Source organism: Metabacillus arenae (assembly GCF_014773385.1).
GTDB classification, from domain to species: Bacteria; Bacillota; Bacilli; order Bacillales; family Bacillaceae; genus Metabacillus_D; species Metabacillus_D arenae.
This window is the reverse complement of record NZ_JACXAI010000002.1, coordinates 110,322-126,822: the sequence shown is the minus strand read 5'-3', so window position 1 is coordinate 126,822 and position 16,501 is coordinate 110,322. Positions and strand designations below refer to the sequence as shown.

Genomic DNA, 16,501 nt, shown 5'->3' with positions numbered 1-16,501 from the left:
CTATGAAACTTGGAAATACAGATGTTACATCTTTAAAGATAGCATGGAGGACAAAGAGGATGTTTTTAAATTTGAAGTTAATTATAGCTGCCGTCGTTGCTGCATTAATGATCGGTCCTTTTGCAGGGACAGTTCATGCGCAATCACTTGGAACATATGGAGATTATTCCCGTATGTTCGAGCGGAGTGCTGGTCAATTTTGGTCAGGAGAATGGCGCAACCAATGGGCATGGGAACCTCAGGGGAGAGGGGTGTCACACATAAGCTGGGGAGAACCAGATAACTGGCCCCCGGTAAATTATGAGAAGTTCGAGATAAGTGATGATGGAAAGTGGGTTTTGCTAGATGGGTTTGGTAATAATGAGGGCTTCCTTAAGCAGCGAGTGACTAAAGAAAAAATCGGTGATGTCAGCTGCAAGAAAATGACGTCCCTCCCAAAAGTTGAGGGAGGTAAACAGCATTACGTGAAGTGGAATATACAGTCTGAACCATACTGTCTTGAAGCGTGGGGTCAAATTATCGTCCCAGGTGGTACAGATGTAGATTTTTACCACAAGCAGGTCTGGTTCGGACCGTCCGGGCCTTGGTGTGATAACAAGTACTACCAGGACAAGACTTGTATTAAGCAATATGAGGTTTGGAAAGACAACAATGATAATGGAAAGGTTGGAGGTCCAATGGAGCTAAGAATTGAGCGAGACAACATTTTTGCTAAGGGCATGGGACCAGCCTTTATCACCCACAACTATTATCCCAACAATGGCTGGCATGCCGAACTCAGGTATTCTTGGACTTGGTAAAACAAGATAGTATTCTACTACATTAGTTAAATTTAAATTTGTCATACAGCCTGTTCTCAAATTTATACTATCAACTTGGAGGAGAATAATATGTGTCAAAATGAAACAGAAAACCAATCCACAGCGAACTCTGAAGAAGAAAGCCAACCGTCAGAGCAAAATGCTCAAATTATTGATTTCAAAGAAAAAAGAGAAAATAAGATAGACGAAGGGGTTAGATGGTTACGGGCAGCCATTCGGGCTGGAGATATAGGAGCAATGAATGAGTTAGCCCATATTTTGTTAACAGGGGAAGTAGTAAAGCAAGATCTAGTTGAAGGAGAGAAGTGGCTAAGAAAATCTGTCGAAGCGGGAGATAGGTGGGCCATGATGGAGCTTGGCTACCGCTTACTTGTTGGGGAAGGACTTAATCAAGATGCAGTTGAAGGAGAAAAATGGCTGAGAAATTCTGCTGAATTACAATATCCTATCGCAATGAGGATACTTGGTTATCGATTACTAAAGGGACAGGGATTAGAACAAAGGATTGAAGAAGGAGAAAAGTGGTTAAAAAAAGCAGCCGAAGCTGGAGAAAGCATTGCTATGAGAGAATGGGGAAAATATTTAATCAATGGAGTGGGTAAAAAAGTAAAGAAATAAATCTTGGCGACGGTAATGAATGACTAAGGGGGGAGGAAATAATTTTGTGCTGTACGAAGTACGGGTCGGAGTTCGATCCAACTAATACAGAGCATTTTTATTGCTCTCGCCTGAAACTGAAAGGATATCCAACCTGAGACAAAAGGGAATGAAATTCACTTCATTCTTCCTTGAATTCATGTATCGATCTAATATTAGTTCCTATCAAGTAATGACATTCCGAAAAGACGCTATTCTTTCTTAAAGATGATTGAAAGGATAGTGTTTTTTTAAGCTTAAAGTGTTTAAGTTCAATGAAAAAAATATGGGGTAAAAGTTAGCTGTTATTTACATCACTATCCTCCTTGAACTAGAGGTCAAAGACCGTTCTACCAGAAATGATAAAAATAATTTTGCAGTGGTTTGCGGTCGAAAAAACTGGTAAAAATGTTTCAGTAAATAGGTAGTTTATCATTTATCCATTAAATTCCCATGAAATAACATTGGTGGTCGGCTTGATTATTCTAGGATTCTCTTAATTATGTTGTAGAAAATAGATTTTGTGGAGAAAATGGAGATGAAGGCCTTTTTGATTAGTTGACTTAAAGTCCAGTTTATAACTCATATTCATGAAGTACTCCAATTGGAAGGGGATATTAGGAATGAAAAAAATGCAATTGAAAAAGGGTAATTGATACAAAAGGTTAGAACGGATATAAAAATAATTGATTTATGACAATAGCCATTCGCAACAGAGTGTATATTCAATTAATAAAAAAAGGCAAAAAAAGCAATTGAGAAGAAATCCTTACCACTTTTTAAAGGTATAATATCTTCAGCCATGTTGTCGCAGTTAAACGTATATCAGAGTGATCGGCAAGAGTATTACACAACCATGGGAAGGAAGGTAAACAAACCCACTCAGTAATACTTTCTATCATTCTGAGTAATCTGAAGGAATTTCTAAGGAAGGAAATTTTCATGCGACTAGTCTTATTTAAAAGACTATCTATGTTTATATTTTTACTTTAGACCTAATTCAAATCCCGGAAAGGAGAAAACAATGAACAAAATAAATAATATCCAAAACCAATCCGAGCTGGCGATTGAAGCCTCCGGTCTTGTGAAGGTATTCGGTGAAAACCGGGCAGTAGACGGTGTGGATCTAAAAGTACGTAAAGGTACTGTATATGGGGTTTTAGGTCCAAACGGTGCAGGCAAGACGACAACACTTCGTATGCTGACTACCCTGCTGCAACCGGATGGCGGAACAGCAAGAATACTCGGACATGACCTTGTTCAAGAGGCTGATGCAGTAAGAAGTCGCGTAAGCTTAACGGGGCAGTTTGCCTCGGTGGACGATGATTTGACCGGTATAGAAAATCTCATTTTGATTGCCAGGCTCATGGGTTATTCTCGGAAACAGGCCAAGGCGAGAGCAGATGAACTCCTCCATGCCTTTGGCTTGGAGGAGGCGTCCAAGCGTCAAGTAAAAAAATACTCTGGTGGTATGCGGCGCCGTATTGATATTGCTGCCAGCATTGTTATTTCACCGGATTTGTTGTTTCTAGATGAACCGACTACAGGGCTTGACCCTCGCAGCAGAAATCAGGTTTGGGATACCGTTAGAGCTTTGGTCAATAACGGAACAACTGTTTTACTGACGACTCAGTATCTTGATGAGGCTGACCAACTTGCTGACCGAATTGCAGTGATTGATCACGGCAAGATTATCGCTGAGGGGACTAGTGGTGAACTCAAAGCATCCGTCGGCTCAGGCGCTCTGCACGTTCGGTTGCTCGATCCGCATACTCGGCCTTTAGCAAAACAGTTACTTGAGGATAAACTCGGTACTTCCATCCAGCTTCCATCTGATCCAGCGGTACTTTCTGCTAGGGTTTCTGACGCTGAGCGTGCCTCTTATTCACTCGGGGAACTAGCTCGTGCTGGTATTATTGTCACAGATTTTTCTCTTGGTCAGCCGAGCCTTGACGAAGTTTTCCTCACTTTGACTGGTCGACCAGCTGACCATGAAACTACTAAAACCGGGGAGGGAGGGCAATGAACATTCCGAAACAGAAGACCAACAATAATGTTGATGAAGCAATGCGTAAAGCCCTTTTAGTTTACGAGCGCCCGCCGCGTCCAAGCCCATTGTCGGCGTCACTAACATTTGGATGGCGGGCATTGCTAAAGATCAAGCATGTTCCTGAACAGTTGTTCGACATCACTGCGTTTCCTATTATTTTTTTATTGATGTTTACCTACCTTTTCGGCGGGGCATTAGCTAGATCTACTGGAGATTACTTGCAGTTCCTTCTGCCGGGAATCTTGGTTCAAACTGTCACGATGATCACTATGTATACTGGAATTGACCTAAACAAAGACATTTCTAAAGGAATCTTTGACCGTTTTCGGACATTGCCAATTTGGCGGCCAGCTGCACTAGTTGGAGCACTTCTCGTTGATGCTGTCCGCTACACAATGGCATCCACGATCATGATTGTACTCGGAATGGCGCTTGGTTTTCGGCCTGAGGGTGGGACGCTTGGAGTTTTGCTTGCGGTGGTGTTACTATTGGTGTTCTGTTTTAGTTTATCTTGGATTTGGACCACATTAGGGTTGTTGATGAGATCAGAGAAGTCGGTTATGGGATTTACCATGATGGTGCTCTTTCCCTTGACCTTTGCTAGTAATGTTTTCGTTGATCCTGAAACAATGCCATCGTGGCTTCAGGCGTTTGTTGAAGTAAATCCAATAACTATTCTAGTGACAGCAGTCCGAAGCTCGATGCAGGGGACGGTCACTTTTGAACAGATAAGCTTAGTTCTCATCGTATCCGTTGTGCTCACAGTTATTTTTGCGCCATTAACGATGTATTTTTATCGTAATAAAAAGTGATTATAAAGCTTTTATCAGGTATCGGGTCGATATGGAGTGGCTGCAAGTCTCAAAATAACTATGATATACCTATCCATTCATTTAATAGGACTACACATAACAATCTGTGTTTTAAAAAATTCTTTTTAATCAGGTTTTTGCTTACCATCCCTTATTATCATCGTATAGTAAGGGATGGTTTTTTTATTCACAATGTGAAGAATGTTGTGTTGGTGCCGTTCACTTCAAGAATAGCTTCAATTTTTGAGATATTGACGTGATTCCGATTACATGTTACTATATTGTCACATGTTATATGTGACCTTATGATCACATATGGTGCATATTACCCTAAAGAAAGGATCGTGTTATGGAAGACGAACTTTCCATATTGTTCAAAGCGTTAGGTCACCCTATTCGAAGACAAATTCTTGATATCCTTAAACAATCGCCAAAAACTACTGGTGAACTTAACAATTATTTTCCTGAAGTCACAAGGTATGCAATTATGAAACATTTGTCTACCTTACAAGAAGGGAATTTAGTTGTGGTACGTCGCAAAGGAAAATACAGAATTAATTTTTTAAATGTGGTCCCTTTACAGGAAATGCACAACAGATGGGTAGGAAAATATATGCAATCAACAGCCGCATCTTTGCTAAATTTACGGTCGGCAGTTGAACAAACAGGAGGAGATGGAGACATGTCAACAACAGAACAAGGACGGGTATTCCGAATTGAACAAGAAGTATTAATAGAAGCACCTCGCGAGCGTGTATTCAAAGCTTTGACAGAAAAGGTGGAAGATTGGTGGGAATTTCGGTTAGCTCCAAAGGGGATACCTTCAAGGCTTACGCTTGATCCTGTTCCGGGTGGATATTTTATCGAAAAATGGGGTGAACAAGAAGGAGCAGTGTGGGGAAATGTTTACTTTGTGAATGCGCCTGAAGAAATCCGTCTGCATGGGCATCTAGGTATGCAGGGAGCAGTCAATAGTTCTTATACGTATCGCTTAATTGAGAAAGATGGGGCAACTTCTCTACAGCTTTCCCATACAGCTTCCGGAGTTATTGAGGATGGCTGGGAAAATGAGCATACAGAGGGATGGAAACACCTTCTTAGTAACTTGCTAAAAAAATATGTGGAAGAAGATAAATAATGACACAGAGTTACTGGAAAACGGTGAAGGGTTATTCATGCAACTTAACCGGAATTTTGTAGGAGATGTCAAAGGTTTCAATATATGATTGTTTAAACATTGGTTAAAAAAATTGGAGGTTCATAAAAAACAATGGTAGACGTTTTTACAGAAGTAAAAATTCGATGTTCTCTTGACAAAGTTTCTGAGTATGCCGCTAATCCTGATAATGCGCCGAAATGGTATGTAAATATTCGTTCAGCAGAATGGCAAACGAATAAGCCGTTGACAACTGGTTCTCGTATCGCATTCAAAGCACAATTCCTAGGACGACAACTTGAATATGTTTACGAAATTGGAGAACTAATCCCAAGTCAAAAACTTGTCATGAGAACCGCAGATGGACCAATTCCAATGGAGACAACCTACACATGGAAAGCTATTGACAACAATATTACATTAATGACATTACGGAACAAAGGGAATCCGACAGGTTTTTCAAAGCTTTTTACTCCGTTTATGTCCTTCATGATGAAAAGAGCTAACAAAAAAGACTTGAAAAAAATTAAGGACATACTTGAACAGATATAAAGCTTCTCTGTGTCAACCTTAACGACTTTTTCTAAAAAGGTGAACTGAGTGGGTTATCTTGATATCAAACTTTTTCAGGGTGGGGTAATTGATATAAAATAGCTAAATCTTAATAAATCATGTAAAAAAGTCCGAATCCCTCATTCGGACTTTTTTACAATTTTCACCTCTAAAACTATTCAAAGCGATTGCACATTTCTTTCTTTCCTTTTTCGTAAAGGGAATGCTATACTATATATACCTTTTAATTCTAGGTAGGTGAAATGATGTTTGATCGAGAGCTGGTAAAAGGAAGCACTTCTTTAATTGTATTACAAGTCCTTTCAAAGAAAGATATGTATGGTTATGAAATTGTCAAAGAGATGGAAAAGTCGACAGATCAACAACTCTTATTAAAAGAAGGTACATTATATCCTGCGCTTCACAAGTTAGAAAATCAAGGATACATTTCTTCCTATTGGATGGATATGGAGAAAGGTCCAGCAAGAAAATATTACAAAGTAACAAATGATGGAAAGTTATTACTGCAGAAAAAAACTAGTGAATGGACGAAATTTGTGAGCATGATAAACAAGGTGATTAACAATGAAAATGGATGAACTCCTGCTTGAAAAGTGGTTGATTGACCTAGAAAAAGAATTAAATTATAAAAAAATCAAACATATAAATGAAATTATAACTGATTATCGTGAACATATTTTAATAAAGCATCTAGAAACAAAGGAACCAATTGAACGAATTTTAACTAGTATTGGAAGCGTTGATGAAATTGTTAATCTTTATAAAAAGAAACAAATCGTGCCGGAAAAAATTAGGAGTTGGTTTGTATTCGTTAACGGCTGTTTTTTTGCGGCAGGAGCATTCTTAACTTTTTGCAGACATAGTGGTTATTTCGTTTCTATTTGGGAGGCACTAGCAGCAGTTAACTGGTTTATATTATTTGGCTATGCCGGGTTTTGGCTGTTTGTTGGATATCAATTAGGTAAAGAATTTGGTGTTAAAGGAACTCTAGAACTGCCAAAAACAATTTTGTTCACTACAATTCCAAATGTTGTTCTTATGGCTTGCGTATTATCAAACATCATTCCGAAGCCATGGTTTGAATCAATGCTTTCCCCAGGATTTATGATTGCTTGTGTGATTATAACATTGCTTTTTTATCCTTTGGCAATGCTCGGGGTTAAGCTGGGAATGCGTTTTTCACTATAAAAATTTTTTTGTATATATACATAGAATTACTATGTAGGAGGAATTAGATGCTATCTATTTATTTACCACAAAACGGAGACATTCTTAGGCAAGGACTAAAGTTTTTTCTGTTAAACACTTTATATATATTTCTTTCAGCAGCAATCCTAGTTGTTTTTTTGTTTGTGTTAATCAATATTTCTCCAATGGTTCCAGGCTTAATTATAGTAGCTTATTTAGTATTTGTAGCATTTTTTTATTTTAATTATTGGATAAAGTTTATTAGTAAATTTACAAAATATCACTTAAAATATAAGCCACTTTATGGATTTCTGATAAGTCTTTTCGGTATTCTCCCTAATCTTATTTATTATGTGATTTTGGCATTATTAGTTGAAAGCGATCCAAATAGCTGCGGTGGAGGCGAATTTTTTGCATTCATCATTTTATTTTTAACTTCGATTACTATGCCTTTTGTTGGCTTGATAAGTTCTTTTAAAAAATGAACAGATAATTTTGAGAAGAGACAGAATATCTCCCAGTTAATTCGGAAAAAATGATTGGTAAAACAGCCGGGAGGTAACTTCATTTGAATGGTAAAAAGATGATCATCCCAGTACTCTCCCTACTTCTTTTCATAGCAGGATGTAACGTAGATGAAGAGGAAAGTGCTTCAAGCGGGGAAAAGGATAGTATTGCTGCAGTCGAGCAAACAGTCGACACTTTAGAGGTTAAAATGATGAATGAAAATGGGAGAATCGTTGGGAAAGCGATTATGAATGAAATAAACGAAGGTGTTTTAATTGAAATACAATTGCAAAATGTATCGCCAGGTAAAAAAGCTATTCATATTCATGAGAATGCAAGCTGTGTGAAGCCTAGCTTTGAATCAGCTGGAGCTCATTTTAACCCATACAATAAAGAGCATGGATTTAAAAACCCTCATGGCCCGCACGCAGGGGATTTGCCGAACATAGAAATAGGGGCAGATGGGAAAATAGATGTTGTTTTAACAGCTGATCAAGTAACACTGCAAATCGGAAAAGAGAATTCGTTATTAGATATGAATGGAAGTGCCCTAATCGTCCATGAAAATTCTGACGATTACAGCACAGATCCATCTGGAAATTCAGGAGAACGATTGATTTGCGGTGAAATTAGTGGATAAAATACAAATAAGGTACCAGGTACTCGGAGTGCCTGCTACCTTATTTTTTAACTTATTCATTGAGGAAAAAAAGACTTTCTAGTATACTACTTAAATGGAAAATTAATTGAAACATGTTCCTAGAAAGGATTATATAAATGTCATATTCTCTAGAGCAATTGCAATTGCCAAGTGAAATTTTACAGCAGATCGAAAAACGAAAAAAAACATATAACGAGGAAGAAACCCTGTTAATAGGTAAAGGCGGGTTTACTCCTTCAGAATTGAGTGTTTTAACAGATGCGATTATAGCACTATCTCTTGGAAAAAATGTATTATTAAAAGGTCCAACCGGATCTGGAAAAACAAAGCTTGCTGAAACATTATCACAGGTTTTTGTCCAGCCCATGCATAGTATCAATTGTTCTGTTGACCTGGATGCAGAGGCTTTAATTGGCTACAAAACGATCCATTCAAATGAAAGCAGGACTTCAATTGAGTTTGTTTCAGGTCCTGTAATTAAAGCGATGGAAAAAGGCCATTTGCTATATATTGATGAAATCAACATGGCTAAACCAGAAACACTCCCAATCTTAAATGGTGTCTTAGATTATCGAAAAATGATAACAAATCCATTTACGGGTGAGGTCGTTCGTGCAATAGAAGGATTTGGAGTAATTGCAGCAATAAATGAAGGCTATGTAGGAACTGTTCCTTTAAATGAAGCATTGAAAAATCGTTTCGTTGTGATTGAAGTTCCGTATATTCAAGGAGGTCAATTAAAAACGGTTTTATCTGAGCAATCTAAATTACAAAATGAAAAGCTATTAAATCAGTTTGTTACCCTTTCATCAGACCTTATTACACAAGTGCAAAATGGACAAGTTTCTGAAGAAGCTGCATCTATCCGCGCCTTATTAGATACATGTGATTTAGCTCAATATTTACCTCCTTTAAGAGCTATTGAACGAGGAATAATTGATAAACTAGAAGATGATAGGGAAAAAGCAGCCGTTCGAAATATAGCCGAAACACTATTTGAGTGAGGGGCAATAAATGAAATTTATTAAATTTAACGATAGTCAGATTGACTCTTTTTTATTTATGGAATTGTCTGATCTTGTTAAAACGTTAACTAAAAGTGAGTCTGTCGAGGTTGAATATAGTGTTCATTCCTACTACAATCCATTAGACCGAAAAATATATCTCAGCCATTTTTGGGATCACAGAACACCAGAAAATACAGAAGATGGTCTGAAAAGCGATGTGTTTTTAAGATCAATTGGCAGTTACTATAATAGTGATTTTAATACGATTCAATCCTACTTATCAAAGGTCAGAAGCCTTAAAGTAAATAGCTTTGCCAAACAGCTTTTCATGCTAGTTGAAGATATAAGATTAGAAGAAGTATGCAAAAAGGAAAGACCTGGTACAAAACGTATTTTTGATAATCGGCGTCAAATGCTGCGCAAACACTTTCGTACTCAATTAACGATCAATTTAGAGAGAAGTATTCATACCGATGCATTATTTTGTGCATTGTTTCTAAAATTAACAACTCAGTCTCCGCTCGAGGAAATCCCTGATATTTCAAATTCAATTAATTTAACATATTCTTTTCTGGAGAATCAGCTTATTAAAGTGTTTGATTCTAACTCAACAGATGAAAATGTGAAGATTACCTTAGAAATAGCAGAAGTAATGGATGAAGTACTAGAAAAGGATATGTTAAACACTTATTTTTTTCTCCCAGATATTGATTATCATTTGATTGAAGAAGGATTAACTTTTGATGATCTTAAGCGGACATCTAAACTGGATCATGATGATACCCTTGCTGACCAAAAAAAAGGCGATGAGGATATTAATGAAGAAAAAATGCCGACATGGCATCGTGAAACGAATGCCCCTTCAAAAAGTTTCCTCCAATTTGATCTTGAACATGGTGCAAAAACGGACCTATTAGGAGAGGGGGTCCGTGAGGGTGATGATGGAGATCAAGCTTTAGGGGTTGTTCAAGGGTCTTCAAAGCAATCTTCTAATCATGATTTCTCTAAAATGGAAGCAATGGAGTCAATTGAGTCTGAAGCTAAAGAGGGAGGCAGTGAACAATTTGGTAAAGAAAATCGTTTTGCCTACCCAGTTTTTAAAAAACCACAACCGCCAGCAAAAGGTGAGATAGAACAATATTCCCAACATAGAAAGGAAATCGCAGTTTATCAAAAAAAATTAAAGCAAATGATCCAAAAAACATTGGAGCATAAAAAAAACCTTCCTAGAACAGATTTGCATGTGGGCAGACTAAACAAGAAATTGCTTCGGGTTTTAACAGATGATAATCCAAGATTATTTTATAAAAAGCAATCTCCTTCAAGTCAGATAGATGCTGTCTTTACTTTGCTCGTTGATTGTTCAGCCTCCATGTTTGATAAAATGGAGCAAACCAAGCTTGGAATCACACTTTTTCATGAGGCATTAAAATCTGTCCAGGTTGTTCATCAGGTCATCGGTTTTTGGGAGGATACAAATGGTGCAACCGAAACAAAACAACCGAATTATTTTTATCCTGTCGTACCTTTTACAACATCTTTAATCCGGTCATCTGGACCTGAAATTATGCAGCTTCTACCTGAAGAAGATAATCGGGATGGATATGCAATCCGCCATATGACAAAACAATTGAGGGAGCGCAGCGAAAAGCAAAAGTTTTTGCTCGTTTTCTCAGACGGTGAACCTGCAGCTATGAATTATGAACAAAATGGAATTGTGGATACACATGAAGCAGTTGTATCAGCAAGAAAGCAAGGAATTGAAGTAATAAATATTTTTCTTGCAAATGAAAATATAGATGAATGTCAAGTGAAAACGATTCAAAATATTTATGGTAAGTATAGTATTCTAGTCGAAAGAATTGAAGAATTACCTGAAGTCCTTTTTCCTTTATTAAAAAAATTATTACAAAAAAGCATTTATTAAGGAGCCGCCTAAAATTTTATAGGGCTCTTTTTTTTGTTTCAAAAAGTGTAATTTAGTTAATGTATTAAAGTAAGTTTCGTTGTCTAGCTCCGGCCCGCCTAGCTTGACTTAAGCACAAGCCAATCCTCCAAGGGAAAAACAGCCTTTCGAGAGGCTCAACCTAGGCTGTTCGAGGCACTACCTCATTTCTTTGTTTTCCATCTCCTTGCGCTATCGGCCACTTGAGTAATATGCCAAGCCGACAAATAGGTGAAAGAACAACCTTTCTGCCGGATCTTCACAAGCTTGTCGCCGATCGGACTAATGCCTGCGCTTTTCATTCATTAAAGGAATGGAAAGTAATTGTACTACTTTTCATTAAGAGTGGTCCATCAGGGGTAAGCCAAAATTGGCTGGTAAAGTTAAGCATGATTTGCAGTAGATGAAAGTATGTTCTGCCAAGGGATTATTCCTCTAAAGATTCTTTTTAAAAAGAAATCAACTCTTTCACTGATTTTAGGAGTTTCAAATAAATTAAATTGATTAAAGTTTTTACATGTTGTCTCATTACTGGCCTAATCAGCTTTTAAGGTAACAAATCCCATCTATCCATACGAGAAAAATTGGTTTTCTCAAGAGGCTCTTCTTATAAATTATACTTGGGAAAGCGTTTTTTGTTGACAAATTTCGACTTTTCCATATTTAGAAAACATTTAAATTTTTTGTTTTTCAGTATGATTTTAAAAATTCTTCATAAACCGCTTGGAAAGTTAGGGTAAAGGATGTTAAAATAGATCTTGGAAGCGTTTTTATTCAATTCTTCTAATCTTATTTAGAAGAAAAAATATATTACGATAATATGCTGGAAATAACATTTTGATTATGGTAGTTGGGGGTATTGTACAATGTCGCAAATTTCTACAAAGCAAAAGGTAACCTGGGAAGACTTTCATGGTCCTAACCTCGGCTATGTGATGGAGGTGTACGATCATTATCTTAAAGACCCAGAATCGATTGACCCTGATCTTAAAGAAATGTTTGATCAACTTGATGGTCCTCCTCAAACAAAAGGAGAGACAATTTCTTATAGCCAAGAGATGGCAGGACTGCAAACGTCTGCTGAAAAGATTCAAAAAATCGCATCTGCCGTTAAGCTTGCAGAAGATATTAGGATTTACGGCCACCTAAACGCTTCAATCTACCCGCTTGAAAAATGGGAAGATAAAAAAGAGTTTTTACGTCTAGAAGACTATCAATTATCTGAGCAGGATTTAACCGGAATTCCTGCACAAGTATTATGCCCAGATGCACCAAGTGATATAAAAAATGGTTATGAAGCAATTTGTTATTTAAAAGAAGTATATAAAAAATCACTTTCTTTCGAGTTTTCGCATGTTCATGTTTTTGAGGAAAAAAATTGGTTGAAAAAAATGGTGGAATCTGGTGATATTTTTAAACCTCATTCTAAAGAAAAACAGGTCGCCATTTTAAAACGATTAACAGAGGTAGAAGGTTTTGAGAAATTTCTACATCGTACCTTTGTTGGTCAAAAGCGCTTTTCAATTGAAGGCTTGGATATGCTTGTCCCTGTATTAGATGAAATCATTTCCGGGTCAGCAGAGTCCGGCACTAAAACTGTAAATATCGGAATGGCTCACCGAGGAAGATTAAATGTGCTCGCTCATGTTCTGGGCAAGCCTTATGAAATCATATTCTCGGAATTTCAGCATGCTCCGAATAAAGATCTTGTTCCTTCTGAAGGCTCAATTGGCATCAACTATGGATGGAGTGGGGACGTAAAATACCACTTGGGTGCTGACCGTCAAATTAAAGACGAAAGCACAACCCGGACTCGCTTAACTTTAGCCAATAACCCAAGTCATTTAGAATTCGTTGACCCGATTGTTGAAGGCTACACAAGAGCAGCTCAAGAAGACCGTTTTGAAAATGGATTTCCCAAACAAGATGTTAACAAATCACTAGCCATTTTAATTCACGGAGATGCTGCTTTTCCTGGAGAAGGAATTGTCGCAGAAACTCTTAATTTAAGCGGTTTAACAGGATACCAAGTTGGGGGAACGATTCATATAATAGCCAATAACATGATTGGATTTACAACAGAAAGTATGGATTCCAGATCAACAAAATATGCAAGTGACCTTGCAAAGGGATATGAAATACCAATCGTGCATGTAAATGCAGATGATCCGGAAGCCTGTCTTGCAGCGGTTCATATGGCTGTAGAATATCGGAAAAAATTTAATAAGGATTTCTTAATTGATCTAATCGGATATCGCCGTTTTGGGCACAATGAAATGGATGAACCTTCAACAACACAGCCAACAACTTATGAGAAAATAAGGAAGCATCCGACAGTAAGAGAAATCTATGCAAAAACTCTTGAAGAAGCAAAGATTATTAAAAAGGAAGAGATTGAAGAAATCGATCAAGAGATTCAATACAAGATGGATACATCCTATAAGAAAGTACCTGATAAAAGAGTTCATGAAGTTCATGATATTCAAATGCCGGCGCCGATATTGAACGGATTCCCGCAGTTGGAAACAAAGGTAGATGTTGAGACATTAAACCAATTCAACAAACAGCTTGTCACTTGGCCGGATGGATTCAATGTATTCGGAAAGCTAAAAAAGATTCTCGAGCGCAGGGCAAAAGTTTTCGAAGATGATCGAAAAGTGGAATGGGCTTTGGCTGAAACACTTGCGTTTGCTTCGATCCTTGCTGAGGGAACCCCTATTAGACTTACTGGTCAAGACTCAGAGAGAGGAACTTTTGCTCAACGTAATATTATGCTTCATGATAGCAAATCGGGGGCAGCTTATTCTCCTCTTCATATGTTAGAAAAGTCAAAAGCATCATTTGCTGTTCATAACAGTCCATTATCAGAAGGCTCAGTTATTGGGTTTGAATATGGTTATAACGTTTTTGCTCCAGAAACATTAGTACTATGGGAAGCGCAATACGGCGATTTTGCCAACGTAGCCCAAGTCTTCTTTGATCAATTCATTGCTGCAGGAAGAGCGAAATGGGGGCAAAAATCAGGTCTAGTAATGCTTCTCCCGCACGGTTATGAAGGACAGGGTCCAGAGCATTCAAGCGGCCGGATGGAGCGTTTTTTACAATTAGCTGCTGAAAATAACTGGACGGTTGCAAACCTTACTAGTGCTGCTCAATACTTCCATATTTTGCGCAGACAAGCTAAAATATTGAAACGTGAAGAAGTAAGACCATTAGTTATCATGACTCCAAAGAGCTTATTAAGAAATCCAAATACGTTATCAGAAGTTCAAGAATTAAGCGAAGGGGTATTTAAGCCAGTTCTTGAACAGGCTAGCTTAGTAGAAAATGCTGAAAATATTAAACGGATCGTTTTAAGCAGCGGTAAAATTGGAATTGATTTATCAGATAAGCTTAACTCTATGGATGAGAAGCCAGATTGGCTGCACATGATACGTGTAGAAGAGCTTTATCCATTCCCTAAGAAAAAAATTGAAGCAATCCTTAAGCGATATCCTTCACTTAAAGAAATTGTATGGGTGCAAGAGGAGCCGCAAAATATGGGTGCTTGGACATACATTCAACCAAAACTGCAAGAAATTGCTTCTGAAGGTGTGAAAGTCGAGTACATCGGGCGCAGAAGAAGATCAAGTACAGCAGAAGGTGATCCGAATGTCCATAAAAAAGAACAAGAACGTATTTTAACAAGTGCATTAACTCAAGGAAATTAGGGGGAAGAGAAAATGGCAGAAATTAAAGTACCAGAATTAGCGGAGTCTATTTCAGAAGGAACAATTGCACAATGGCTGAAACAGCCTGGTGATTTTGTCGAACAGGGAGAGTATTTATTAGAGCTTGAAACAGATAAAGTTAATGTTGAATTAACAGCCGAGCAATCAGGAGTATTAAAAGAAGTTCGAAAAGATGCAGGCGACACAGTTGAAGTTGGTGAAATCATTGGAACCATTGATGAGGAAGGGAAGGAAACATCAGCAACTCATGATAAAGAGCTTGAAGAGAAAGCCCCTCAAGAAGAACCAAAAGCAGAGATGAAGGAAGTTAGGGATGAGGCTCCACAAGAAGAGGATAAAAAATCCCGGACAATTGCTTCACCAGCTGCCCGCAAGCTTGCTCGTGAAAAAGGAATTAGTTTAGACTCTATTTCAACATCTGATCCGCTTGGCCGAATAAGAAAGCATGATGTAGCAGCAGCTTCTGAACAAAAATCTGCACCTGCTCAGGCAAAAGCAGAACCGACTAAGCAACCTGCCCAGCAGGCAAAACCTGCAGATGATCCTGCAAAACCAGTAGAACGGATCCGTATGTCCCGCCGCCGTCAAACGATTGCAAACCGTCTTGTTGAAGTACAACAAACAGCTGCAATGCTTACAACATTTAATGAAGTGGACATGACAGCTGTTATGGATCTGCGAAAACGTCGTAAAGATCGTTTCTTCGAACAACACGATGTTCGTCTAGGGTTTATGTCGTTCTTTACAAAAGCTGTTGTAGCTGCATTGAAAAAATATCCACTCGTTAATGCAGAAATTCAAGGCGATGAAATTGTTCTAAAGAAATTTTATGACATCGGAATTGCAGTAGCAGCTCCGGACGGATTAGTCGTGCCAGTAGTAAGAGACGCTGACCGCAAAACATTTGCTCAAATCGAAGGCGAAATAGCTGAACTGGCAAACAAAGCGAAAGACAACAAATTGAGTCTTAAAGATCTGCAAGGCGGATCATTCACTATTACAAACGGCGGAGTATTCGGTTCACTAATGTCCACACCAATCTTAAACGGACCACAAGTCGGAATACTCGGTATGCACAAAATCCAACTACGCCCAGTAGCAATTGACGCAGAACGGATGGAAAACCGCCCAATGATGTACATTGCCTTATCATACGACCACAGAATCATTGATGGAAAAGATGCAGTAAGCTATTTAGCAATGATTAAAGACTTGCTTGAAGATCCAGAACAGTTGTTGTTGGAAGGGTAAAATAGGATTGTAACAATGCACCTGTTTAAGGGTGCATTGTTTTTTTGCTTCAGGATACAGTAAGTTCACTGCGAAACCTGTCTGCTCTGGTCATTCTTCATAGAGTCTCCTATGAAGAACTAGAAGATAGGTTTTATTATTTGCCCTTTTGTCAACTAGATAA

General features: G+C 38.0%; 14 protein-coding genes. All 14 read left to right on the top strand.

The genetic code is table 11. From position 1 onward, the window contains the following. Positions 1-71 precede the first annotated feature (71 nt). Positions 72-800 (top strand): hypothetical protein, encoded by a 729-nt coding sequence (locus tag IC621_RS02130; RefSeq protein WP_191155260.1) that lies wholly within the window; start codon positions 72-74, stop codon positions 798-800. 90 nt (positions 801-890) lie between these two features. Then, on the top strand, positions 891-1,439 hold the full coding sequence (locus tag IC621_RS02125) for a tetratricopeptide repeat protein (protein WP_191155258.1): 549 nt from the start codon (positions 891-893) through the stop codon (positions 1,437-1,439). A gap of 1,042 nt (positions 1,440-2,481) precedes the next feature. After that, the gene (locus IC621_RS02120) at positions 2,482-3,483 is read left to right on the top strand and encodes an ATP-binding cassette domain-containing protein (RefSeq protein ID WP_191155256.1); all 1,002 of its coding nucleotides are present in this window, start codon (positions 2,482-2,484) and stop codon (positions 3,481-3,483) included. 41 nt (positions 3,484-3,524) lie between these two features. Beyond that, complete coding sequence (locus tag IC621_RS02115) at positions 3,525-4,319, top strand: ABC transporter permease (RefSeq protein ID WP_396652962.1); 795 nt, start codon at positions 3,525-3,527, stop codon at positions 4,317-4,319. 349 nt (positions 4,320-4,668) lie between these two features. Beyond that, positions 4,669-5,457 carry an SRPBCC domain-containing protein gene (locus IC621_RS02110; protein WP_191155252.1) on the top strand — a complete coding sequence of 263 codons (789 nt, stop codon included), beginning with the start codon at positions 4,669-4,671 and terminating at the stop codon, positions 5,455-5,457. Positions 5,458-5,589: 132 nt separating this feature from the next. After that, positions 5,590-6,027, top strand: coding sequence for an SRPBCC family protein (locus tag IC621_RS02105; RefSeq protein WP_191155250.1), 438 nt, complete (start codon positions 5,590-5,592; stop codon positions 6,025-6,027). 266 nt (positions 6,028-6,293) lie between these two features. Then, positions 6,294-6,626 (top strand): PadR family transcriptional regulator, encoded by a 333-nt coding sequence (locus tag IC621_RS02100; protein WP_191155712.1) that lies wholly within the window; start codon positions 6,294-6,296, stop codon positions 6,624-6,626. Next, positions 6,613-7,236 (top strand): hypothetical protein, encoded by a 624-nt coding sequence (locus IC621_RS02095; RefSeq protein ID WP_191155248.1) that lies wholly within the window; start codon positions 6,613-6,615, stop codon positions 7,234-7,236. Before IC621_RS02100 ends, IC621_RS02095 begins: the two co-directional genes overlap by 14 nt. Before the next feature lie 47 nt (positions 7,237-7,283). Beyond that, positions 7,284-7,721, top strand: coding sequence for a hypothetical protein (locus IC621_RS02090; RefSeq protein WP_191155246.1), 438 nt, complete (start codon positions 7,284-7,286; stop codon positions 7,719-7,721). 83 nt (positions 7,722-7,804) lie between these two features. Further along, a complete protein-coding gene (locus tag IC621_RS02085) occupies positions 7,805-8,383 on the top strand; it encodes a superoxide dismutase family protein (RefSeq protein WP_224752270.1) in 579 nt (192 codons plus the stop codon). Between the two features lie 137 nt (positions 8,384-8,520). Then, positions 8,521-9,408: an ATP-binding protein gene (locus tag IC621_RS02080; protein ID WP_191155244.1), complete on the top strand. Its 888-nt coding sequence runs from the start codon at positions 8,521-8,523 to the stop codon at positions 9,406-9,408. A gap of 10 nt (positions 9,409-9,418) precedes the next feature. Next, the gene (locus IC621_RS02075) at positions 9,419-11,338 is read left to right on the top strand and encodes a vWA domain-containing protein (RefSeq protein ID WP_191155242.1); all 1,920 of its coding nucleotides are present in this window, start codon (positions 9,419-9,421) and stop codon (positions 11,336-11,338) included. 884 nt (positions 11,339-12,222) lie between these two features. Further along, positions 12,223-15,066, top strand: coding sequence for a 2-oxoglutarate dehydrogenase E1 component (gene sucA / locus IC621_RS02070; protein ID WP_191155240.1), 2,844 nt, complete (start codon positions 12,223-12,225; stop codon positions 15,064-15,066). 12 nt (positions 15,067-15,078) lie between these two features. After that, a complete protein-coding gene (odhB, locus tag IC621_RS02065; protein WP_191155238.1) occupies positions 15,079-16,338 on the top strand; it encodes a 2-oxoglutarate dehydrogenase complex dihydrolipoyllysine-residue succinyltransferase in 1,260 nt (419 codons plus the stop codon). Positions 16,339-16,501 lie beyond the last annotated feature (163 nt).

What these genes read in the sequence shown, in the direction of transcription:
- IC621_RS02125 (WP_191155258.1), top strand. Translation starts at nt 891, where the DNA reads ATGTGTCAAAATGAAACAGAAAACCAATCCACAGCGAACTCTGAAGAA.
- IC621_RS02090 (WP_191155246.1), top strand. Translation starts at nt 7,284, where the DNA reads ATGCTATCTATTTATTTACCACAAAACGGAGACATTCTTAGGCAAGGA.
- IC621_RS02115 (WP_396652962.1), top strand. Translation starts at nt 3,525, where the DNA reads ATGCGTAAAGCCCTTTTAGTTTACGAGCGCCCGCCGCGTCCAAGCCCA.
- IC621_RS02080 (WP_191155244.1), top strand. Translation starts at nt 8,521, where the DNA reads ATGTCATATTCTCTAGAGCAATTGCAATTGCCAAGTGAAATTTTACAG.
- IC621_RS02095 (WP_191155248.1), top strand. Translation starts at nt 6,613, where the DNA reads ATGAAAATGGATGAACTCCTGCTTGAAAAGTGGTTGATTGACCTAGAA.
- sucA (WP_191155240.1), top strand. Translation starts at nt 12,223, where the DNA reads ATGTCGCAAATTTCTACAAAGCAAAAGGTAACCTGGGAAGACTTTCAT.
- IC621_RS02105 (WP_191155250.1), top strand. Translation starts at nt 5,590, where the DNA reads ATGGTAGACGTTTTTACAGAAGTAAAAATTCGATGTTCTCTTGACAAA.
- IC621_RS02120 (WP_191155256.1), top strand. Translation starts at nt 2,482, where the DNA reads ATGAACAAAATAAATAATATCCAAAACCAATCCGAGCTGGCGATTGAA.
- IC621_RS02075 (WP_191155242.1), top strand. Translation starts at nt 9,419, where the DNA reads ATGAAATTTATTAAATTTAACGATAGTCAGATTGACTCTTTTTTATTT.
- odhB (WP_191155238.1), top strand. Translation starts at nt 15,079, where the DNA reads ATGGCAGAAATTAAAGTACCAGAATTAGCGGAGTCTATTTCAGAAGGA.
- IC621_RS02100 (WP_191155712.1), top strand. Translation starts at nt 6,294, where the DNA reads ATGTTTGATCGAGAGCTGGTAAAAGGAAGCACTTCTTTAATTGTATTA.
- IC621_RS02110 (WP_191155252.1), top strand. Translation starts at nt 4,669, where the DNA reads ATGGAAGACGAACTTTCCATATTGTTCAAAGCGTTAGGTCACCCTATT.